The sequence below is a fragment of the Herbaspirillum sp. C7C2 genome, assembly GCF_022627865.1.
GTDB classification, from domain to species: domain Bacteria; phylum Pseudomonadota; class Gammaproteobacteria; order Burkholderiales; family Burkholderiaceae_D; genus Herbaspirillum; species Herbaspirillum frisingense.
The window spans coordinates 122,290-143,409 of the sequence record NZ_JABXGI010000010.1 but is presented as its reverse complement, the minus strand read 5'-3'; the positions used below and the strand labels follow the sequence as shown (position 1 = coordinate 143,409).

General features: G+C 65.8%; 17 protein-coding genes. 3 read left to right on the top strand and 14 right to left on the bottom strand.

Annotated elements, in window-relative coordinates:
- Nucleotides 1–72 precede the first annotated feature (72 nt).
- The 4 genes from HWE04_RS15105 to HWE04_RS15090 all read right to left on the bottom strand — a co-directional run bounded on the left by HWE04_RS15105 (nucleotide 73) and on the right by HWE04_RS15090 (nucleotide 5,519).
- Nucleotides 73–1,788, bottom strand: a complete 1,716-nt coding sequence (locus HWE04_RS15105) for a chloride channel protein (RefSeq protein ID WP_241812894.1) — start codon at nucleotides 1,786–1,788, stop codon at nucleotides 73–75.
- A gap of 255 nt (nucleotides 1,789–2,043) precedes the next feature.
- A complete protein-coding gene (locus HWE04_RS15100) occupies nucleotides 2,044–3,762 on the bottom strand; it encodes an acid phosphatase (protein ID WP_241812893.1) in 1,719 nt (572 codons plus the stop codon).
- A gap of 437 nt (nucleotides 3,763–4,199) precedes the next feature.
- Nucleotides 4,200–4,916 (bottom strand): Pr6Pr family membrane protein, encoded by a 717-nt coding sequence (locus tag HWE04_RS15095; protein WP_241812892.1) that lies wholly within the window; start codon nucleotides 4,914–4,916, stop codon nucleotides 4,200–4,202.
- A gap of 291 nt (nucleotides 4,917–5,207) precedes the next feature.
- Nucleotides 5,208–5,519, bottom strand: coding sequence for a hypothetical protein (locus HWE04_RS15090; protein WP_241812891.1), 312 nt, complete (start codon nucleotides 5,517–5,519; stop codon nucleotides 5,208–5,210).
- A 221-nt stretch (nucleotides 5,520–5,740) separates the two neighbouring features.
- On the opposite strand from HWE04_RS15090, the gene HWE04_RS15085 reads away from it, so the two are divergent.
- Nucleotides 5,741–6,274, top strand: a complete 534-nt coding sequence (locus tag HWE04_RS15085; protein WP_182994438.1) for a bactofilin family protein — start codon at nucleotides 5,741–5,743, stop codon at nucleotides 6,272–6,274.
- A gap of 332 nt (nucleotides 6,275–6,606) precedes the next feature.
- Complete coding sequence (purU, locus tag HWE04_RS15080; protein WP_077235047.1) at nucleotides 6,607–7,476, top strand: formyltetrahydrofolate deformylase; 870 nt, start codon at nucleotides 6,607–6,609, stop codon at nucleotides 7,474–7,476.
- 493 nt (nucleotides 7,477–7,969) lie between these two features.
- On the opposite strand, the gene HWE04_RS15075 is transcribed toward purU, so the two are convergent.
- The 6 genes from HWE04_RS15075 to HWE04_RS15050 all read right to left on the bottom strand — a co-directional run bounded on the left by HWE04_RS15075 (nucleotide 7,970) and on the right by HWE04_RS15050 (nucleotide 15,825).
- Nucleotides 7,970–9,613, bottom strand: a complete 1,644-nt coding sequence (locus HWE04_RS15075) for a fatty acid--CoA ligase (RefSeq protein WP_241812889.1) — start codon at nucleotides 9,611–9,613, stop codon at nucleotides 7,970–7,972.
- A 151-nt stretch (nucleotides 9,614–9,764) separates the two neighbouring features.
- On the bottom strand, nucleotides 9,765–10,055 hold the full coding sequence (locus HWE04_RS15070; protein ID WP_077235049.1) for a copper-binding protein: 291 nt from the start codon (nucleotides 10,053–10,055) through the stop codon (nucleotides 9,765–9,767).
- Between the two features lie 62 nt (nucleotides 10,056–10,117).
- A complete protein-coding gene (locus tag HWE04_RS15065; protein WP_241812888.1) occupies nucleotides 10,118–11,503 on the bottom strand; it encodes a multicopper oxidase family protein in 1,386 nt (461 codons plus the stop codon).
- On the bottom strand, nucleotides 11,500–12,894 hold the full coding sequence (locus HWE04_RS15060) for a TolC family protein (protein WP_241812886.1): 1,395 nt from the start codon (nucleotides 12,892–12,894) through the stop codon (nucleotides 11,500–11,502). The genes HWE04_RS15065 and HWE04_RS15060 overlap by 4 nt, the downstream gene beginning before the upstream one ends.
- 102 nt (nucleotides 12,895–12,996) lie before the next feature.
- On the bottom strand, nucleotides 12,997–13,449 hold the full coding sequence (locus tag HWE04_RS15055; protein ID WP_241812885.1) for a hypothetical protein: 453 nt from the start codon (nucleotides 13,447–13,449) through the stop codon (nucleotides 12,997–12,999).
- Between the two features lie 33 nt (nucleotides 13,450–13,482).
- Complete coding sequence (locus HWE04_RS15050) at nucleotides 13,483–15,825, bottom strand: heavy metal translocating P-type ATPase (RefSeq protein ID WP_241812883.1); 2,343 nt, start codon at nucleotides 15,823–15,825, stop codon at nucleotides 13,483–13,485.
- 80 nt (nucleotides 15,826–15,905) lie between these two features.
- On the opposite strand from HWE04_RS15050, the gene cadR reads away from it, so the two are divergent.
- Nucleotides 15,906–16,358, top strand: a complete 453-nt coding sequence (gene cadR / locus HWE04_RS15045) for a Cd(II)/Pb(II)-responsive transcriptional regulator (RefSeq protein WP_077235054.1) — start codon at nucleotides 15,906–15,908, stop codon at nucleotides 16,356–16,358.
- Nucleotides 16,359–16,367: 9 nt separating this feature from the next.
- Here the strand turns inward: cadR and HWE04_RS15040 are convergent, their stop codons facing one another.
- The 4 genes from HWE04_RS15040 to HWE04_RS15025 form a co-directional block, all read right to left on the bottom strand.
- On the bottom strand, nucleotides 16,368–17,270 hold the full coding sequence (locus tag HWE04_RS15040; RefSeq protein WP_241812882.1) for an alpha/beta fold hydrolase: 903 nt from the start codon (nucleotides 17,268–17,270) through the stop codon (nucleotides 16,368–16,370).
- A 138-nt stretch (nucleotides 17,271–17,408) separates the two neighbouring features.
- Nucleotides 17,409–18,380 (bottom strand): Gfo/Idh/MocA family protein, encoded by a 972-nt coding sequence (locus tag HWE04_RS15035; RefSeq protein ID WP_241812880.1) that lies wholly within the window; start codon nucleotides 18,378–18,380, stop codon nucleotides 17,409–17,411.
- Complete coding sequence (gene cueR, locus HWE04_RS15030; protein ID WP_241812879.1) at nucleotides 18,377–18,799, bottom strand: Cu(I)-responsive transcriptional regulator; 423 nt, start codon at nucleotides 18,797–18,799, stop codon at nucleotides 18,377–18,379. Before cueR ends, HWE04_RS15035 begins: the two co-directional genes overlap by 4 nt.
- Nucleotides 18,796–21,069, bottom strand: a complete 2,274-nt coding sequence (locus tag HWE04_RS15025) for a heavy metal translocating P-type ATPase (RefSeq protein ID WP_241812878.1) — start codon at nucleotides 21,067–21,069, stop codon at nucleotides 18,796–18,798. The genes cueR and HWE04_RS15025 overlap by 4 nt, the downstream gene beginning before the upstream one ends.
- Nucleotides 21,070–21,120 lie beyond the last annotated feature (51 nt).

Sequence of the window (21,120 nt, the reverse complement as noted above, 5' to 3'; positions counted from 1 at the left end):
CAGCCCTGACGCGCGCCTTGCCACCACGCCTTCTGGCGCCAACGCATCTCGCAGATTAAATGTGAACAGGCCCTAGTTGCCCAGCAGTTTTTCCCGCACCGATTCTTCCTCCGCATGGGCGGCGCTGGCGCGCGCCAGATCGGACAGGGAAAGCATCCCCACCAGTTGCCGGCGTTCCGGGCCGGCCACTACCGGCAGGCGCGCCACGCCCAGCCGCGCCATCATGCCGGCGGCAGTGCGGGCGCTCAGGTGCGGCAGCAGATAGCCGCGATCCGGTTCCAGCAGCAGGCCGCAGACCTGGGCCGGGTCGGCCGCCTCCAGCGTGCGCAGGGCCAGCATGCCCAGCAGTTGACGTCCATGGGTCACCGGATAGTAGCGATGTACGTGGGTGCCAGCACGGCATTGCGCCAGCGCGGCGCCGGCCGGCAGGCACGCATCCAGCGTCTGCGGGGCGGACATCAGGTCTTCCACATGCACGCGCTCCAGCGGATCGACGCCGTATTCGCGGTGCACGTGCAGGCCGCGGCGAGCAATCTTCTCGGTCATGATGGAGCGTTTCATCCACAGTACGTTGACCCCATAGGCGACGGCGGTGGTGGCGATCAAGGGCAGCAGGGCATTGCTGGCATGGGTCAGGCCGAAGGCGAAGACGATGGCGGTAAGGGGTGCACCCAGTACGCTGCCCAGCACACCGGCCATGCACACCAGCGGCCACAGTCCGGGGGAGCCGCCCGGCAGCCACGGGGCCAGCACCAGCCCCAGGCCGGCACCCATCATCAGCAGCGGCGCCAATACCCCGCCCGAGGTCCCCGAGCCCAGCGCCAGCAACCAGATCACCGCCTTGACCACCAGCAGCGCTACTGCCGCCGAGACCAGGATGTGCTGGTTCAGCAGGTCGGCGATGACGTCATAGCCCACGCCCAGCGCACGCGGCTGCAGCAGCCCGCCCAGGCCGACGGCGATGCCGCCCAGCGCCGGCCACCACATCCAGTGCAGCGGCAGGCGATGGAAACCGTCCTCGATGCGATACAGCGCCAGCGTCAGCAGCGCCGCCAGGCTGCCACTGGCCAGGCCGGCGGCCAGGCAGGAGAGCAGGGCCATCGGGGCCGGCGCGGCCACCTGCAGCGGGAACAGCACATCCGCCTCCAGCACCCAGGGCCGCAGGAAGCCGGCCACCGCGCAGGCCAGCGCCACCGGTAACAGACTGCGCGGGCGCAGTTCGAACAGCAGCAGCTCCACCGCCAGCAACACCGCCGCCAGCGGCGTGCCGAAGATTGCCGTCATGCCCGCGCAGGCGCCGCAGACCAGCAAGGTCTTGCGCTCGGCCGCCGTCAGGTGCAGCCGTTGCCCCAGCAGCGAACCGACCGAGCCGCCGGTCATGATGATCGGCCCTTCGGCGCCGAACGGACCGCCGCTGCCGATGACGATGCCCGAGGACAAGGGCTTGAGTACGGCCACCCTGGGGGACATACGGCTCTTGCCGAAGAGGATGGCCTCGATGGCTTCAGGGATGCCGTGGCCGCGGATCTTGTCACTACCATATCGGGCCATCAGGCCGACGATCAGGCCGCCCGCCACCGGCAGCAGCGCGGCGATCCAGCCCAGCGTATGCGAGGCCGGGGAACTGGCCGCAAAGGACAGGCGCTGGAAGTAGAACAGGTTGGTGAAGAGCGCAATGAGCTTCAGCAGCAGCCAGGCAGCGCCGGTGGAGAGGGCGCCGATCAGCAGTGCGATGGCGCACAGGTAGGGGAGCCGCCGGTCGGCGGTGTAGTCGCGTTTGTGTTTCATGCCGGAGTCAGGATGGGGCGCTGCCTGCCGGACTCACTGCGAGTGCAGGCCAGCCAGCGCAAAGGGATAGGCCTGCAATATATCACAATATGATATAAATGGTCGAAGCTCGGCATGGCGCTTGCCTCGGCTCTTTTTTATGTTGTGGCAGCCCCCTGAATCCTGCAAGAACCGCCAGAACGACAACGCCGCCGCAGGTGGACCCTGGGGCGGCGTTGACTTGCCGGCGATCAGCGAAAAAACAGTCGCGGCGGATCAGGCCTTGAACTGCAGGGCGTTGGTCAGGTCACCCATGGGCTGCTGGCCGCGCGTGATCATGGCGTCGTCGCGCTGCTTGATACCGTCCAGCTTTTCCAGGCCGAAGGTGCGGGTGATCAGGCGCAGGATGGAGGCAGTGTCGTAGATGGTGTGGTCCACCGTCCCCTTGCGGGCGAAGGGCGAGACCACCAGTGCCGGTACGCGGGTGCCCGGACCCCAGCGGTCGCCCTTGGGCGGGGCCACGTGATCCCACCAGCCGCCGTTCTCGTCGAAGGTGATCACCACCACCATGTTCTTCCACTGCGGGCTGGCCTGCAGGCTCTTGATGATGTGCGCGATGTGACGGTCGCCGGAGGCGATGTCGGCATAGCCGGCGTGCAGGTTGAGGTTGCCCTGGGGCTTGTAGAAGGTCACCGGTGGCAGACGGCCGGCTTCGACATCGGCCAGGAAGCGGTTGGTCCGCGATTCGTCGCCCAGGCCACCGTCACGCAGGCGCTTGTTGCGCTCGGCCGGATTGTCCGGGCCCAGGTTTTTGAAGTAGTTGAAGGGCTGGTGGTGGTACTGGAAATTGGGAATCTTGGGAATGCCCTTGGAGTCCTTGAACTCGTCCAGCGTGGCCTGCCAGGCGCCGGCATACCAGGCCCAGTCGATGCCCTTCTTGTTGAGTTTGTCGCCGATGTGCTCGTGCACCTGCGGCACCAGCACGCTGGGCTGGTTGGGTTCGGCATAGGCCGGGTTGTTGCGGTCGCGGCTCCAGGTCGGCCAATAGGGTGGGGCCATAGTGTTGACCGCGTAGCCGTCCGGGGTGAGCGCACTGGGGCCGAACTTGGGCGGGCCTTGCAGGGCGCTGGCCGGGCTGTTTTCGGCCGGTACCAGTTCCGGTGAGAGCGGATCGTTGTTGCGGGTCTTGGCCACCTGGGTGCGCGAGACCGAATTCATCACATCCGGATAGTAGGGCGGGGCGGCGCAGATCAGGTATTGGTGGTTCAGGAAGGAGCCGCCGAAGGCGCCCTGGAAGAAGTTGTCGCACAGCACGAACTCGCGTGCCACGTCCCACAGGCGCAGGTTGTAGCGGGTGTCGGCGTAATGCCCCATGGTCAGGCCACCGGAGTCGGCCCAGGCCACGAAACCGTCATTCTTGCCGCCGTTGATCTGCATCTGGTTCTGGTAGAACACGTGCCACAGGTCACGCGTGACCAGGCCCAGCGGCAGGGCTTCGCCTTGCGGTCCCTTGAGCGCGAAGGGCGCATTGGGCAGGTCGCTCTGGTATTGCTTGCCGGCCGGGTAGGTCACGCCTTCGATGCTCTGCTCCTGGATCACCACGCCGCTCCAGACCGGGGGCAATTGCTTGAGCAGGCTGCCGTCGCGGTCGCGTTGCTGGTAATCGGAGGCCTTGACCGAGGACAGCGGCTTTTCCAGGCCGGGGAAATCGGCGAAGAGATTGTTGAAGCTGCGGTTTTCGGCGTAGATGACCACGACGGTCTTGACGTTATCGCGCAGGGCGCGGTCCAGTGCCGCGGCATCGGCCGGATTGCCGCTGGGGTAGGGCACCGGGCCCGGACCCTGGCCCTCGGTGGCGCAGGCGGCCAGCGCGCTGCCGGCACCCAGCGCGGCCATGCCGCCCAGGAAGCGGCGGCGGCCGGGATGGGGGGAAGTCGTTAAGGAATCTTCGGACGCGGGCTGACTGCCGGCGATGTCGTCGTCGTGCTGGCTCATGGATGAGTTTCCTGTCGGATATTGTTGTGGGTTGGCGCGTTGCGGGGCGAGCTTAGCGCGACCGTATGACAAGGATGTGTCCTTTTGCCTGATCGAGCAAGTTTCACGCTAAAAATGTGAAGAAACCTGCACCAAGAGACAATGAAAAATTGCGTAAAGGAAAGGGTAGGATGCCGGGCGTACGACCGGATGCCTCTACAATCACACGATGTATCCGGCTGCGCTCCACGCGCAGCATGGCCCGGCAACCGGGCTGGACAGGGCGACGGGCCAGGGGATGGGCCGTGGCGCCCGGGTCGCTGCGGATCAGTTCGTCGAGGGGATCATTTTGCTCAAAGCTTTTCAATACCTGTTCATTGCCACCGGCTTCATCGTCTCCATGTTGTTCATGCTGCTGCTGGCCATCACTGCGCCCATCGTGTAGGTGATGGTTTGCACTATCGTCGATGCAGGACCGGTTTGCCGGATCGGTTCACGGCGATGAACAAGCCCATCAGTGCGATGAAGCTGGCCAGCAGCAGGCTGGCGTTGAGCAGCACGCGCGGATAGCCCAGGGCATTGACGTCGATGAAGGGGTAGGGATAGAAGCCCGACAAGGCCCCGCGCCATAGCGTGAGCAACAGGTAACCCAGCGGGTACACCAGCCACAGCAGGGACTTGCGCAGCGAGGTCCGGAACACCGGCACGAAGAAGATCCAGTAGGCAATGGCCAGCAGCGGCACCACCGTATGCAGGCTCTCATTGACCAGCGTACGAAAACCCGTCGGCGTCCATAGATGACGCAACAAGAGGTTGTACGCAATCCCCACGAAGGCCAGATAGGCCACCACCGCCGAGATCACCGAAGGCTGCCGGAAGAAGCGGCTCAGGGGTGTCTTCAGCGAAAACGCCAGCGAGGTAAAGCACAGCGCGCTCATCAGGATGGTGAGGTTGGTCAGGTACATGGTCAGCCGGTCCAGCCCATCGAGCACGCCGCCGCCGCGTGCCAGCAGGCGGCCGATGGTGATATCGGTCTGCGCCACGAAGGCGAACCAGCTGATGACGGCGATCAGTGTGGCCACCGCCCGTGCTGCGGCGGAGTCGCGCCGGGCCGGGAAAAGTTGGGCGCCAAAGGAATCCAGCGATTCCGGCGAGGGGATCTGTTCGTGGCTCATGGTGTGATCAGGGCAGCGGGACAGCTACGGCAGGGCAGGCGGATGCCTGGGCGCGCAGCGTGCACATCGTCAAAGGACATCATCATAAATCGGCTGACCCGGATGTGCTGGCGCGATGACATTCATTTTCATCGCTTACATCGGCTCACATCCAGGCGCTTTTTTCTCCGCGTTGTATCGCCTGCCTCTGCATCTCTTCTTTGCTCTTCTTGCGGCTGCGGATGGTGGATTTCTCCATCCGTGCCAGCCCCGTGGAGCGGGAAAGGTAGAGAATGCAGAGCATCTGAAAGACTAAGTTTTCGGGATGCGTATCTGCATCTGAAAGGCCCTTTTGGAAAAATGTGGATGGCCTTGGGAGTCGCGTCCAGAGCGGATTGCAGAAGGATTGGTGTCGCCTGCAGGCGACGCGGTGTTGAAGGTAACTGTTACATTTTTTTTAGTTACAAGGCGCTTCAAAATATAAATAATTTGCCCTGTATTCATTGCGGAGAAAGGCTTCTTCGCTGTTACAAAATTATCGTGAACTTTGCAAAAGGCATCCTGCCGAACCGCACAGGTTTCCTCCCGGACAATGCCCTGCGGCATCGCTTCCAGGTGGCGCATCCCGGTCCTCGACCGTGACGATCGCTGCGGGAGGGTTCGACCTGTGGGCGTGGCGTCCTGTCGCTGATCACCTGCCCGGATATCCGCCGAACCCCCGGATATCTGCAGCCGGTCACCCGGGGCAACGCTACGTTCGCGTGCGCACTTGCGCATGCTCTTCTTCGCGCGTCATGACGCGTGTCATTTTTTTTGCTTCAGGCACTACCATTTCAGGAGATCACATGCTTCGCTCGGAATCCCTCTTCGGCAAACGCGAAACCAGCTCGACCAACTCCCCGTTCAGCAGTGCGGGCAATAGCGTCTCTTCTTCTACAGGCGGCAATGTGACCAGCGTCAATAAACCCAATCAGTATCCCTCTTCCGTGTCCAGCACCACCGGCAGCGCGCCTGCGGCGACCGAGGAGACCGGCAGCAAGCTCACCGTCGGCCCCAATATCAAGGTCAAGGGCGAGATCGAGGACTGCGACACCCTGGTGGTGGAAGGCAAGGTGCAGGCCACCATCAATTGTCGCGTGGTGCAGATCGCCGAACGTGGCGCCTTCAAGGGCTCGGCCGAGATCGACCTGGCCGAGATCCGGGGCGAGTTCGACGGCGACCTGACGGTGCGCCAGAAGCTGGTCATCTATTCCAGCGGCAAGGTTACCGGCAAGATCCGCTACGGCAAGCTGGTCATCGAAGAGGGTGGCCAGTTGGCGGGCGATCTGCAGGTCGGTGGCGGGCACGAGCAGAAGGATCTGCTGCAGAAGACTGCCTGAGAGCCACTGCGGGTGGTGGCGGGTGCGGCGCACCGGCCGCCGTCCGGGGATGGGCTGGCGTAGTGGCGTGGGCGATGGGGTGGCCGGGTTTCTTTTTGGAAACCTGCTTGTCTGTGTCGCCATCTGGGGGCTTTGACGGTCAATTGCGCCGATTTCGGTGTCATTGGCTCGCCGTGTCGTGTGCACGGCGTTTCTCCATGGCGCGGGATTTGTCCGCGTCGCCCGGCCGTGCGACAATAGCGCCTTTCGTCCTTTTAGCCGGCCTGCCAGGCCGGTGGTGACGCCAACCCGGCGTTACCTGTGGGGACGCTGGCGCTTTTCAGTACATTCTCATGGCTCACCCGGAATACATCCTTACCTTGTCCTGCCTGGACCAGCGCGGCATCGTGCATCGCGTCTCGGGCTTCCTGGCCGATCACGGCTGTAACATCATCGATTCGGCGCAGTTTGGCGATGCGCAATCCCGGCTTTTCTTCATGCGCGTGCATTTCTCTTCGGAGGATGCGGCGGTGTCGGATGCGGCGCTGCGGGCCGATTTCGGCGTGCTGGGGGATGCGCTGCAGATGAACTGGCAGTTGCATGATGCGGGCAAGAAGCCGCGTGTGATGCTGATGGTGTCCAAGATCGGGCATTGTCTGAACGATCTGCTGTTCCGCTACAAGAGTGGCCTGCTGCCGGTGGAGATTCCGGCGATCGTGTCGAACCATACGGATTTCTATCAGCTGGCGGCGAGCTATAACATTCCTTTCCATCATCTGCCGTTGGCTACCGGTGCGCCGGCTGAGGTGAAGCGGGCGCAGGAGCAGCGGATCATGGAGATCGTGGATGCGAACCAGATCGATCTGGTGGTGCTGGCGCGTTATATGCAGATTCTCTCGCCTGAGATGTGCGAGGCTTTGCGTGGACGGGCGATCAATATCCACCATTCCTTCCTGCCGAGTTTCAAGGGGGCCAAGCCTTATTATCAGGCCCATGATCGGGGGGTGAAGCTGATTGGGGCGACTGCGCACTTTGTCACCGGTGATCTGGATGAAGGTCCGATCATCGAGCAAGGGGTGGAGCGGGTGGATCACTCCATGGGGCCGGATACGCTGACTGCCATCGGGCGCGATATCGAGTGTGTGGTGTTGGCGCGGGCTGTGAAGTGGTTTACCGAGCATCGGATTCTGCTCAATGGGCATAAGACCGTGATCTTCAACTGATCCTTGCTGTATTGAACTTGGACGCCGTCTGGCTTGGGCTGGGCGGCGTTTTTGTTTTGTGCTTCGGTTTGTGTTTTAGGTGGGTTGTGGAGTGGGCTAGGGTAGTCTGCACGGTGTGCTGTTCTGCGCACTGACTTAATTTTTTCTCTCTCCGGTCGCAGGGGAGCGCCGGGGGCGGCCCGGCAGCCGCTCACTTTCTTTGGCCCGCCAAAGAAAGTAAGCAAAGAAAACGGCCCCCAAGAGCCAGCCCTCCTGCGGAGGGTTCCCGCCACAGTGAAACAAAAAGTGGGAAAAATAGAGTCGCTTCGCTCCCACTATTTTTCTGATCCACTTTTTGTTTCACTGCGGCGGCTGGCTCCCAAGGGGGAAAGCGTGACCGGCTCGCCTTCGGCATCGCGGTGTGTTGCTCGCCTTCGGCTTCGCGCTGAACTCTCGCCTTCGGCCTCGCGTTCTTGGTCATCTTTGTGAAATCACTGCTCCCGCTTTCTTCTCTTCATTTTCCCGTTGCCGGATACTGCTCGCGCATGACGCGCTTGTTCAGCTTGCCTACGCTGGTGCGGGCCAGTTCGGTGACGAACTGGACGCGGTCAGGTACGCCGTAGCGGGAGATGGTGCCGGCTTCGGCAGCGGCCATGACGTGGCGGCGGATGTCTTCTTCATTCACGCCTGTGCTGTCTTTTTTCAATACCACCAGGGCGATCGGGCGCTCGCCCCATTTGCCGTCCTGGATGCCGATGACCGCGGTTTCGGCGACGGCAGGGTGGCGGGCGATGATGTCTTCGATCTGGAGTGACGATACCCATTCGCCTCCGGTCTTGATGACGTCCTTGATGCGGTCGGTGACCTGCAGGTAGCCTTCGGCGTCGATGTGGCCAATGTCCTGGGTGTGCAGCCAGCCACCGTGCCAGAGGTCTTCCGAGGCTTCGGGCTGGTGCAGGTAGCCCTGGGTCAGCCAGGGGGCGCGGACGATGACTTCTCCCGTGCTCTTGCCGTCGTGCGGGCAGTCGTTCATCTCGCCATCGACCGTGCGTAAGGCCACCAGGGGCAGCGGGCGGCCGGTCTTCAGGCGCAGGGCGGTTTCGCGGTCGCTGCCAAGGTCGGCAGTGGCGACCTGGGCCAGGGTCAGGACCGGGCAGGTCTCGGACATGCCGTAGCCGGTGAAGACGTCAAGGCCGCGCTCCAGCGCAGCCTTGGCCAGGGCGCCGGTCATGGCGGAGCCGCCGATGATCATCTTCCAGCCGGTGAGGTCGGTATGGCGGGCCTGTTCCGATGACAGGATCATCTGCAGGATGGTCGGTACGCAATGCGAGAAGGTGACCTTTTCTTCGCGGATCAGGCGGCAGATGGTGTCGGGGACGTAGCGGCCAGGGTAGACCTGCTTGACGCCGGCCATGGTCGCGACATAGGGCAGGCCCCATGCGTGGACGTGGAACATCGGGGTCAGTGGCATGTAGACGTCGTCGCGGTGCAGGCGGCCTTGCTGCGGGGCCAGTGCCAGGCCTGCGGTGGTGCCCAGGGTGTGCAGGACCAGTTGCCGGTGGCTGAAGTAGACGCCCTTGGGCAGGCCGGTGGTGCCGGTGGTGTAGAAGGTGGTGGCGCGGGCGTTTTCGTTGAAGTCGGGGAAGCTGTAGCTGGCCTCGGCCTGGGCCAGCAGTTCTTCATATTCGCCGGCAAAGCCGGGGCCGCGCGGGCAGGGGGTGTCGTCGTCGGTGAGCAGTACGCAGCGGGTCAGCGTGGTGAGTTCGCCGCGGATCTGCTTGAGCACCGGCATGAAGTCGGAATTGACCAGCAGCACGTCAGCCTGCGCATGGTTGAGGGTATAGGCGATCTGCTCCGGCGACAGGCGCACGTTGACCGTCTGCAGCACGCATCCCATCATCGGTACGGCGAAGAAGCATTCGAGATAGCGGTTGCTGTCCCAGTCCATCACGGCCACGGTGTTGCCGGCCTGGACGCCCATTTCCTTGAGCACATTGGCCAGCCGCTGTACCCGCTGGTAGAAGCCGGTATAGGTGAGGCGGCGCTGGCCGTAGATGATTTCCTGGTCGGGGGCGGTGGACAGGGCGCTGTGCAGCAATTGCTTGATCAGCAGTGGATAGCCATAGGCCGAGGGCGTTTGCTGGATCACTTGGGGCATGCCGGGTCTCCTCTGTTGTGTCGGCGCGATGGCCTGTTATGGAAAAAAACCGATGATAACGCCAACGCCGCAGGGGAATGGCCCTCGGGGCGACGAAATTTACATCCGGCATTGCGCCTTCAGTTCGTCGCCCCGCACCCGTCGGTGCCGATCAGTTCCGGCTCTCCAGCGAGGTGACGGTGAGCGCGCCATCGATGCGGTCGGCGGTGAAGCTGATCTTCTCGCCTTCATGGGCGCGTCCGATGATTTCCGGCGCGGCCTTGAAGACCATGGTCATGCCGGACATCTGCAGGTTGGGGATGTCGCCGTGGCGGATGGTGAGCTTGCCGGCAGCGGCATCGACCTTGCGGATTTCGCCGTCGACCTTGGGTGCCGTGCCCTGGGCATGGACGCCCAGCACGGGCAGCGAGAGAGCCAGGGTGAGGAGGAGGGTGCGTAACATGATGCTTCCTTTCTTGATGGTGTAAAGCTGAAGTTGTTGGGTGGGCTGGTTCAGTAGCTTGCTCAGTGGCCGTGGTGCCCGCCCGGCTTGACCACGTCCAGCGTGGCCGGCGCTGCCGGTTTGGTATGGCTGCCGACCGCGCGCCTGGCCTCGGGCATGTCTCCCTGCCATTCGCGGGCGACCGTGCCGCTGGGGGCGCGGTACCAGCCGGGGTCGCGGTAATCGTCGCGGGCCAGGTGGCGGCGTACCTTGACGGTGCTGAACATGCCGCCCATTTCGATGGGGCCGTAGGGGCCGGTCCCGGTCATCATCGGCAAGGTGTTGTCGGGCAGCGACATCTCCATGCCGTCCATCGAGCCTCCCTTGTCACCCATGGCCATGTAGTCGGGGATGAGCTTGCTGATCTTCTCGACCACCCGTGACTGGTCCACTCCGATCATGGTCGGGACGTCGTGACCCATGGCGTTCATGGTGTGGTGGGCCTTGTGACAGTGCAGCGCCCAGTCGCCTTCCTCGGTGGCATCGAACTCGATGGCGCGCATCTGGCCCACGGCGATGTCGGTGGTGACCTCGGGCCAGCGTGCCGCGGGCGGCACCCAGCCGCCGTCGGTGCCGGTGACGCTGAATTCGTGACCGTGCAGGTGCAGGGGGTGGTTGGTCATGGTCAGGTTGCCCACGCGGATGCGCACGCGATCGTTCTGCCGCACCACCAGCGGGTCGATGCCGGGGAAGGCGCGGCTGTTCCAGGTCCAGAGATTGAAGTCCAGCATGGTGCTGACCTTGGGGACAGCCGCACCGGGTGCGATGTCGTAGGCATTCATCAGGAACACGAAGTCGCGGTCCACCCGCATCTGGCCGGGGTCCCTGGGATGGGTGACCCAGAAGCCCATCATGCCCATGGCCATCTGCACCATCTCGTCGGCATGCGGGTGGTACATGAAGGTACCGGCGCGCCGGGCGGTGAATTCATAGACATAGGTCTTGCCCGGCGGGATGGCTGGCTGGGTCAGCCCGGACACACCATCCATGCCGTTGGGCAGGCGCTGGCCATGCCAGTGCACCGAGGTCGCCTCGGGCAGCTTGTTGGTGACGAAGATGCGCACCCGGTCGCCTTCCACCACTTCGATGGTGGGGCCGGGGCTCTGGCCGTTGTAGCCCCACAGATTGGCTTTCATGCCGGGGGCGATTTCACGCACTACCGGTTCGGCCACCAGGTGGAATTCCTTGACGCCGTTCTTCATGCGCCAGGGCAAGGTCCAGCCGTTGAGCGTGACCACCGGTTGATAGGGGCGGCCAGTGGCCGGTTGCAGTGGTGGCTGGGTGGCGGCGCTGGTCTGCAGCGCCGCCTCGGGCAGGCTGGCCGCGCCGACGCGGCTGACGGCGCCGGCCGTCACCGCCAGGGCGGCGCCGCGCAGGAAGTGGCGGCGGTCTTTGTCGCTCGGGTTCATGGTTCTGTTCCTTGGGTGGGGCGGCCGTTGAGGGCCAGTTGCAGGGCGGCGTCGGCGATCCAGAAATCGCGCTGGGCGTCGATGGCGGCGTTGACGGTGCTGGCCTGTTCGCGGGCATCGGCCAGCAGCGCGAAGACGCTCAGCAGCATGCCGTTGTAGCGCAGCAGGTTTTCTTCGGCGATGCGCTGGCGCAGCGGCAGCAACTGGTCGCGATAGCGTCGTGCCAGGGCGTAGGCATCCTGTCGTTGGCGCCAGGCCAGGCGCGCCTGGGCGCGGGCGTCCAGCACGGCACCGGCCAGCTTGTGGGCGCCTTGCAGGTAGATCGCCTCGGCCTTGGCGACGCGGGCCTGGCCCCAGTCGAAGAGCGGGATCTCGATGGAGATCTGGTAGCCGATTTCAGGCGGCTTGCCGCTTTCGGACGTGCGCAGCGCGCCCAGGTCGAGGACGTTGACCAGGCGCGTGGCGCGGGTCAGGCCCAGCGATCCTTGCAGGCCTTCCAGTTCGATGCGGGCGGCCTGTACGTCCAGGCGCTGTTGCAATGCCTGCTGCTCGACGTCTCCCAGGGCATCCAGTTGCGCGGGCAGGGCCGGCAGTTGCGCCGGCAGGGCGAAGTCGGGCGCCAGGCCTAGCAGGCGGGCCAGGGTTTCCTTGTCCTGCACGGCCAGGCGCTGGGCCTGTTCCAGGTTGGCTTGCGCCTGGCCGTAGAAGAACTGCTCGCGGGCGGCGTCCAGTTTGCTGATGTTGCCCAGGCGGGCCATCTGCGCGGCCAGTTCGTGCGCGGCGTCGGCGGCGTCGGCGACCTGCTGCTGGTAGGTCAGGCCCTGTTGCGCGGCCACGGCCTGGTAATAGGCCTGCCGGGTTTGTGCGGCCAGCGCCAGCACGCGTGCGGCCAGCGACAGGCGGACCTGTTCGAAGCGGCGCTGTTCGATGCGGGCGGTGGCCGGCATGGTCAGCAGGCGCATCAGGCCCAGCGACAGGCTGCGTTCGATCTTGATGTCGTCGCCGGCATGGGTGCGGGCAAAGGAAAAGCCGGGGTTGGGCAGGCGCCCGGCCTGGACCAGATCGGCTTCTGCCACGCCGAGTTCGGCGAAGGCGGCCTGCAGTTCGGGGTTGTTGATGAGGGCGATCTGTACCGCGTCATCGGCACTGGCCAGTCGGTTGGCCGCGGGGCCAGCGCTGCCATCGGCCTGCAAGAGCCGGGTGACACGGTCCTGGCTGGCCTGGCCTTGTTCGGGCGTGCGGTTCCAGGCAGGCGCCTGGCCCAGGCGCTCGGTGCTGGTCTGTGCCAGCCGGTTGAAGCCGGCGTCGGGCGAGAGCTGCGCGCAGCCGGCCAGCATGGCACAGGCGGCCACGGCGACTGCCCGCAAGGGGCGTGAAACATGGGGGATCATGAAATCCTCGTCTGATTATGATCGTCATCCGTCGTGCGGCATGCAGGATGCGACACGTAACGGGGCAGAGCTCACACGCACGCGGACGTGCGCGGGACGGGATCAGGCGAGGGCAGGGGGACGGTCGGGGTTTTCCGGCAGGTAGCCGACGAAGCCGGAAGCCGGCTGCACGAGATAGTCGTGCGAGGGAAGATCGGGCGCGGGAACGGTCGCCAGCGCCAGCGGCAGGATGGCGCCCACCGTGCAGGCGGCGCAGAAGCTGCAGGAGGCGTTGGCGTGCTGCGTGCCATGCGGGGAAGCCGGTGGAGGATCGCTATCGGCCAGGGTTTGCGCCATCGGGTGATGGTGAGCGTGATGCTGTGCAGCCTGGTCGGCAGGATCGGCAGGGGTGGCTTCGGCGGTCATGGCAGTAGCGCTGGCCTGACCGGCGTGGTGTTGACCATGATGTTGCGGCTGCATCGCCGGCGCGCAGGCCTGCAGCACGGCGGCGAAACCCTGGAGGGGAATCGCCAGCGCCAGTAGCCAGAGCAGGAGGATTTTTGCGCGCAGCGTCATGGGCGCCAGTATAGTCGCTGTGCCGGCCGTGGATCAACCGGCCGGTTTGCGCTGGCGCAAGCCGCGCACCAGCCGCAGGCCGTTGAAGACCACGATCAGGCTGGCGCCCATGTCGGCGAACACGGCCATCCACAGCGAGCTCATCCCCAGTAGCGCCAGCACCAGGAATACCGCCTTGATGCCCAGGGCGATGCTGATGTTCTGGACCAGTACGGCATGGGCCTTGCGCGAGAGGCCGATGAAGTCGGCGATCTTGCGCAGGTCGTCGTCCATCAGGGCGACATCGGCCGTCTCCAGGGCGGTGTCGGTACCGGCGGCGCCCATGGCAAAGCCGATATCGGCGCGCGCCAGGGCCGGGGCATCGTTGATGCCGTCGCCGACCATGCCCACGCTGCGCTCGCCATGGCGCTGGCGCAGCTGCTCGATGGCCTGCAGCTTGTCTTCCGGCAACTGGTCGCCACGGACATCGGTGATGCCGGTCTGCCCGGCAATTGCCTGGGCGGTGTGGCTGTTGTCCCCGGTCAGCATGACCACCTGCACACCCATGGCCTGCAGTGCACTCACCGCCTGGCGGCTGCTGGGGCGCACCGTGTCGGCCACCGCCATCAGCAGTTCCGGGCGGCCGTCGCGGCAGAGCAGGGTGGTGGTCTTGCCCTGCTTTTCGAAGCCTTGCAGGCGCGCCTCCAGTTCCGGGCTGCACTGGCCCAGTTCATGCACCAGGCGGTGGTTGCCCAGGTGCAGCAATTGCCCGTCGATGCGGCCTTGCACGCCGCGTCCGGCCAGGGCGGCGAAGTCCTGCACCTCCAGCGCCTGCCTATCCTCTTGCCTCTCCTCCTGCACGGCGATGGCACGCGAGACCGGGTGGTCCGAGCGTGCCGCCAGCGACACCGCCAGTTGCAGCAGGGCCTGCTGGTCGGCACCCGCCTGCAGCGAGACCACGTCGGTCAGGCGCGGCTTGCCGAAGGTCAGGGTACCGGTCTTGTCCACCGCCAGGGCGCGCAGGCGTCGGCCCTGTTCCAGGTAGACCCCGCCCTTGATCAGGATGCCGTGCCGGGCCGCCGAGGCCAGCCCGCTGACGATGGTCACTGGCGTGGAAATGACCAGCGCGCAAGGGCAGGCGATGACCAGCAGCACCAGCGCCTTGTACAGCCACGGCTGGAAGGGCGCACCGGCCAGCAAGGGCGGCAGCAGGGCCACCAGCACGGCCATCACCACCACGGCCGGGATGTAGTAGCGCGCGAAGTTGTCCACGAAGCGCTGGGTCGGGGCGCGCTGGCCCTGGGCCTGCTGCACGCTCCTGACGATGCGCGAGAGGGTGGAGTCGGCCTGGGCGGCGCTGACCCGCATCTCGAAGGCGCCCTGTTCATTGATGGTGCCGGCGAAGACCGGATCGCTGACCTGCTTGGCCACCGGGAGGCTCTCGCCGGTGATCGGCGCCTGGTTGATGCTGGTGCTGCCGCTGACCAGCAGGCCATCGAGCGGTACGCGCTCGCCCGGGGCCACGCGCACCATGGCGTCCACGGCCACGCTGGCGGCCGGCACGCTGTTCCAGCTGCCATCGGCGCTGCGCACGGTGGCCATGTCCGGGGTCATCGCCATCAGCCCGGCGATGGCGTTGCGGGCGCGGTCCAGTGACAGCGCCTCGATCATCTCGGCCAGGGTGAACAGCACGATCACCACCGCCGCTTCCGGCCACTGGCCGATCACGGCGGCGCCGATGACGGCCAGCGACATCAGGAAATTCATGTTCAGCGAGAAGTTGCGCAGGGCGATCCAGCCCTTCTTGAGCGTGCCCAGCCCGCCCAGCAGGATGGCCGCCAGCGCCAGCGCGATCACCGGCAGCGAGCGTTCGTCGCCGCTGGTCCAGGCCAGCACCTCGGCGCCCAGCGCGGCCACGCCGGCCAGACCCAGCAGCGCCCAGCGCCGGGCCGGGATGCGGTAGGCGGCCGCCTGGTCGGGCGCGTCGCCCCCGGCGTCGGCGTCCAGCGAATCGGACTTCACGGCCGGCAGCATGTCCAGCGCCTTGAGGGTCGCGACCAGCGGTTCGATGGAGGGCAACTGGTGTTGCACCGTCAGTTCACGCTGGATCAGGTTGAATTCCAGCGTACCTACACCCTTCATGTTGGAGAGGCGTTCACGGATCAGTTTTTCTTCAGTCGGGCAGTCCATCTTCTGAATGAAGAAGACGGCTTGCTCGGTCGCGCCGTCCAGCTTGCGCGGTGCCGCCACCGTTGCCGCACTGTCGCAGGCGTGGCTGGCGCAGCAGGCTTGCGGCTGGGCGTGCTGGTGCTGCCCATGATCATGATGGCGGTCATGGTCGTGGTCGTGATGATCGTGCTGGTGGTCATGCGCGTGCTTGTGATGGGTTCCGGTCATGCCTTGCTCCTTGTGCAGCCAACGGGTTTCAGGGGTATATTAAAAACCCTGAAGTAACTACAAGGTCAAGCGAGGATCGCATGGATACGCTCAAGATAGGCGAACTGGCCGCCCAGGCCGATTGCCCGGTGGAAACCATCCGTTATTACGAGAAAGAGGCCTTGCTGCCCGAGCCGACGCGTTCATCGTCGAACTATCGGCTCTACGGTGAGCGGCACGTCGAACGCCTGCAATTTATCCGCCATTGCCGTTCGCTGGACATGACGCTGGACGAGGTGCGCGAACTGCTGCGCCTGCGCGATGCGCCCGAGCAGAACTGCGGCGAGGTCAATGCCCTGCTGGACAAGCACATCGGCCACGTGGCACAGCGCATCGTGCAACTGCAGGCCCTGCAGGAGCAACTGCACCAGTTGCGCGCCCAGTGCGAAGTGGAACAGCCGGCGCGGGATTGCGGCATCCTGCAGGGGCTGGCCAGCCTGCCGGACGAGATGAAGCCCGCCAATCTGGGCAGCCACGGCGGTGGCTGCCACTGAGGCCGTGGATCAGGCCGGGCGTGCCAGCCAGGCCATGATTTCCTCGGTGACCTCGTCCGGTCGTTCGCGCTGCGGGAAGTGGCCGGCACCCGGGATCAGCACGCGCCGATAATCCTTGCCGAAGAACTTGTCCCGACCCTCGGAGGTAGCAGGGGCGTTGGCGCCATCTTCGGCGCCATGCAGCACCAGCGTGGGCACCATGATGCGCGGCGTGTCCTGCAGCCGGGCTTCCAGGGCGGCATAGGTCGGGTCACCCTCGGCGAAGCCCCAGCGATGACGGTAGGAGTGCAGGCAGATATCGACCCAGTCCGGATTGTCGAAGGAGGCGGCGGTATTGTTGAATTCGCTCTCCGCAAACTTCCACGACGGTGACCAGCTATGCCACATGAAGCGCGTGAAGGCCCGACGGTCCTCGCGCAGTTCGGCCGCGCCGCGTTCGGTGGCGAAATACCAGTGGTACCAGTAGTTACGCGATTGTTGCAGCGTCAGTTTCTGGTCCGGCCGGTTGGTCCCCCAGCCCACCGACAGGGCGATGCAGTGGCTGATGCGTTCGGGCGTCTGCGAGGCGGCGATATAGGCGGCGCGGGCGCCCCAGTCGTGGCCGATGAGCGCGTAACGCTGCAGGCCGAGGGCGTCGACGAAGGCCATCAGGTCACTGCCCAGCGCGGCCAGCTGGCCGCTCCTCGGGGTGCTGTCGGCGTGGAAGCGGGTCGGTCCGTAGCCGCGCAGGTAGGGGCGGATCACCTGGTAGCCGGCCGCACGCAGTGGACGCAGCAGGGCATCCCAGGTTCGCACGTCGTCCGGCCAGCCATGCAGCAAGACCACCGGCGGGGCGTCCGGCGGGCCGCTGACTTCGAAGCCGATGCGCAACTGGTCGGTGTCGACGAAACTCAGATGATTGGTCTGGGGCATGGCAAGCAGTCTCCCTCTTCTGTGTTCTGGTGAGTGATGGCTGAGTGATGGCTGAGTGATGGGTGGCATCCGAGCGCGATCATCCCCGCAGCCAGCGGCACCGTCGGTCCCCCCGTTGGCGACGCCGCAGACATTATGTCATTTTGGCCGCAGGATGGTTTCCATCATCCAGGCCGTATGGGCGGCGCTGTCGCCGCAGGAGGGATGGCGCGCACCGCCGTCCAGGTGAAGCTGCATGTTCCTGACGTGATGCAGCTGGATCGGGTCGGGGTTGGCGACCTCCAGGTGCAGCGTGGTATCGGCCGTGTGCAGTTGCAGGGCCACTTCCTCGAATACCGAAAAAACGATCTTGCCGGCGCTGCCCGTGATCTCCACCCGATCGGCGCGCTCGAAGCTGCCGAAATGCCAGCTGCCGCTGCCGGTCACGCCGCTGCGATAGCGCCAGCTTGCGGCCACCGCATCGCAGGCGCTGTATAGGCCCTGCTGGTTGCTGCTGCTGCCGGATACCTCCGCCACTTCGCCGAAGAAGTGCGAAAACAGGTTCAGCCCGTGACTGCCGAGGTCGTCGAAATAGCCCCCCGGGGCGATGCGGGCGTCGGTGCGCCAGCGGTAGCGTCGCTGCAGGTCGTCCGGCCCCGCTGGGCGCGCCAGTTGCCAGTGGATGTGGCGCGCAGTGCCGATGCGGCCTTCAGCCAGCCATTGGCGCACTTGTTCGAAGCGTGGCAGCGAGCGCCGGTAATAGGCCACGAACAAGGGCTGCTGTGCCCGTTCGAAGGCGGCCAGCATTTCCAGGCATTGCGCGTGGCTCGGGGCCATGGGCTTTTCCACACAGCAGGGTTTGCCGGCGGCGGCGACCTTGAGGGCGTAATGGCAGTGGCTGTCGGGCGGGGTGGCGATGTAGACGGCGTCGATGTCGGGGTCACCGATGAGCGCATCGGCGTCGTCGAACCAGCGCGCGACACCGTGGCGGTGCGCATAGTCGGCCGCCAGCGCGCCATCCCGTCGCATCACGCCGGCCAGCGCGAAGCCGGGCGTGCGCTGGTAGGCCGGGCCGCTCTTGCGTTCGGTCACGGCGCCGCAGCCGATGATGCCCCAGCGCAGCACCCTCATGCCGGTGAGCCCTGGCTGGCGCAGCAATCTCCCGGGCCGCCCAGTGCATCGAGGATGGGGCAGTCGGGACGGCTGTCGCCATGGCAATCCTGCGCCAGGCGTTCCAGCGTGGCCTTCATGGTCTGCAGTTCGCGGATGCGCTGGTCCAGTTCGCCGATGTGGGTCTGTGCCAGTTGCTTGACCTTGCGGCTGGAGCGCGACTGGTCCAGCCAGAGCCCGATCAGGTCGCTCACCTGGGCCATGGAAAACCCGAGCTGGCGTGCCTGCCGGATGAAGCGCAGCAGGTGCACGTCACGCTCGCCATAGACGCGGTAACCGGCATCGGTGCGCCCGGCACGCGGGATCAGCCCGGTCTCTTCATAGTGGCGGATCATCTTGGCCGAGACGCCCGAGGCGCTGGCGGCTTCTCCGATATTCATGGCTGGGTTCCCTCGTTGCTCAGGTTTTGCGGCACATCCTGTGGATGCGGCCGCCAGCGACGCAGTAGCAATGCATTGCTGACCACGCTGACGCTGGAAAAGGCCATCGCCGCGCCCGCCAGCATGGGGTTGAGCAGGCCGAAGGCCGCCAGCGGAATGCCGATCAGGTTGTAGATGAAGGCCCAGAACAGGTTCTGGCGGATCTTGCCGTAGGTGCGGCGGGAGATGTCGATGGCGTCCGCTGCGAGTCCCGGGTCGCCATGCATCAGCGTCACGCCGGCCGCCTGCATGGCCACGTCGGTCCCGGTGGACATGGCGATGCCGACGTCGGCGGCCGCCAGCGCGGGCGCATCGTTGATGCCGTCGCCGACCATCGCCACCACGTGCGCGCCATGCTCGCGCAGGGCCGTGACCGCTGCGGCCTTGTCGCCCGGCAGCACTTCGGCGCGCACATCCTGGATGCCCAGCACATCGGCCACCTGTTGCGCGGCGCCCCGGTTGTCGCCGCTCAGCATGGCGGTGCGTATGCCCAGCGCGTGCAGGGTGGCGATGGCCTGCCGGGCGCCGGGCTTGATCTGGTCGCCGAAGGCCAGCAGGCCCAGCACCGCCACGCCTTCCGCGTCGCGTTGCGCCAGCCAGGACAGGGTGCGTCCCTGTGCCTGCAACTGCGTTGCGCGCGCCTGCAAGGCCGGGGCCGATGCCTGCAGTTGATGCATCCAGCGGCTGCTGCCCAGATACAGCGTGTGACCCTCGACCTCGCCCTCGATACCCAGGCCGGCAACGCTGCGCACATCGTTGGCCTGCAGCGTCGCCAGGCCAGGTTCCGCCGCTGCAGCGTCCAGCACCGCGCGGGCCAGCGGATGTTCGCTGCGCGCCTGCAGGGCAGCGGCCAGGGCCAGCAGCCCTGCCTTGCCGGACGGGCCGGTGCCTTCTCCTTCCTCCAGTCCGGTCAGGCGCGGCCGGCCCAGGGTCAGGGTGCCGGTCTTGTCGAAGGCGATCACATCCACCCGGTGCGCGATTTCCAGTGCCTGCGCATCCTTGATGAGGATGCCGTGGCGCGCCGCCACGCCGGTACCGGCCATGATGGCGGTCGGTGTGGCCAGGCCCAGGGCGCAGGGGCAGGCGATCACCATCACCGCCACCGCGTTGAGCAGGGCCTGTTCCCAGTCACCCGCCGCCAGGCCCCAGCCGAGGAAGGTCAGCAGGGACAGCAGCAGCACGGCAGGCACGAAGACCGCGCTGACCTTGTCCACCAGGCGCTGGATCGGTGCCTTGGCGGCCTGGGCCTGCTCCACCATGCGCACGATGCGCGCCAGCACGGTCTCGGCACCGACGGCGGTGGTTTCGAACACCAGCACGCCTTCGGCATTGATGGCACCGGCCGACAGGGTGTCGCCGACCTCCTTGGCTTGCGGCCGGCTCTCGCCGGTGAGCATGGCTTCGTCCAGATGGCTGCGACCCTCGCGCACCACGCCGTCCACCGGCACCCGCTCACCGGCGCGCAGCACCACCAGGTCGCCCACCTTCACCTGGGCCAGCGGCACCTCGACATCCTGCCCGTGGCGGCGCACGCGGGCGCGGTCCGGGCGCAGCGCATTGAGGGCGGCGATGGCGTCGGCGGTCTGGCGCTTGGCGCGGCCTTCCAGCCATTTGCCCAGCAACACCAGGGTGATGACCACGGCCGAGCTTTCAAAGTAGAGATGCGGCATCGCCATGGCATGGCCATCCATGGCCGGCATGCGCAACCATTGCCAGAGCGACAGGCCATAGGCGGCGCTGGTCCCCAGCGCCACCAGCAGGTCCATATTGCCCGAGCGGGCGCGCAGCGCGCCCCAGCCGGCGTGGTAGAAGCGCCAGCCCAGCCAGAACTGCACGGGCGTGGCCAGCAGCCATTGCCACAGCGGCGGCAGGCTCCAGCTGCTGCCCAGCGGAGCCAGCAGCATGGGCAGCACCAGCGGCAGCGAGAGCGCGGCCGCCAGCGCCACCGGCCACCAGGAGGGCAGGGTACGGCCGGTGGGCGGGGTGCTAGCCTGTTCGGGCAGATGTTCGCGGGCCTGGTAGCCGGCTTTTTCGATGGCGGCGATCAGGGTGGCAGGCGGGACCGCGTCGGCCGTGGCGATGCTGGCGCGTTCGGTGGCCAGGTTGACGCTGACCTCGGTCACGCCGGGGATTTTCTTCAGGGCTTTCTCGACGCGCATCACGCACGAGGCGCAGCTCATGCCTTCGATATCGAGGCTGATCTCGGCCGTGGGAGTGGAGGAATCATTCATGGCGAACTCCGGGAGGATGAATCGGATACCTTCATCTTCATCCTTCCCATG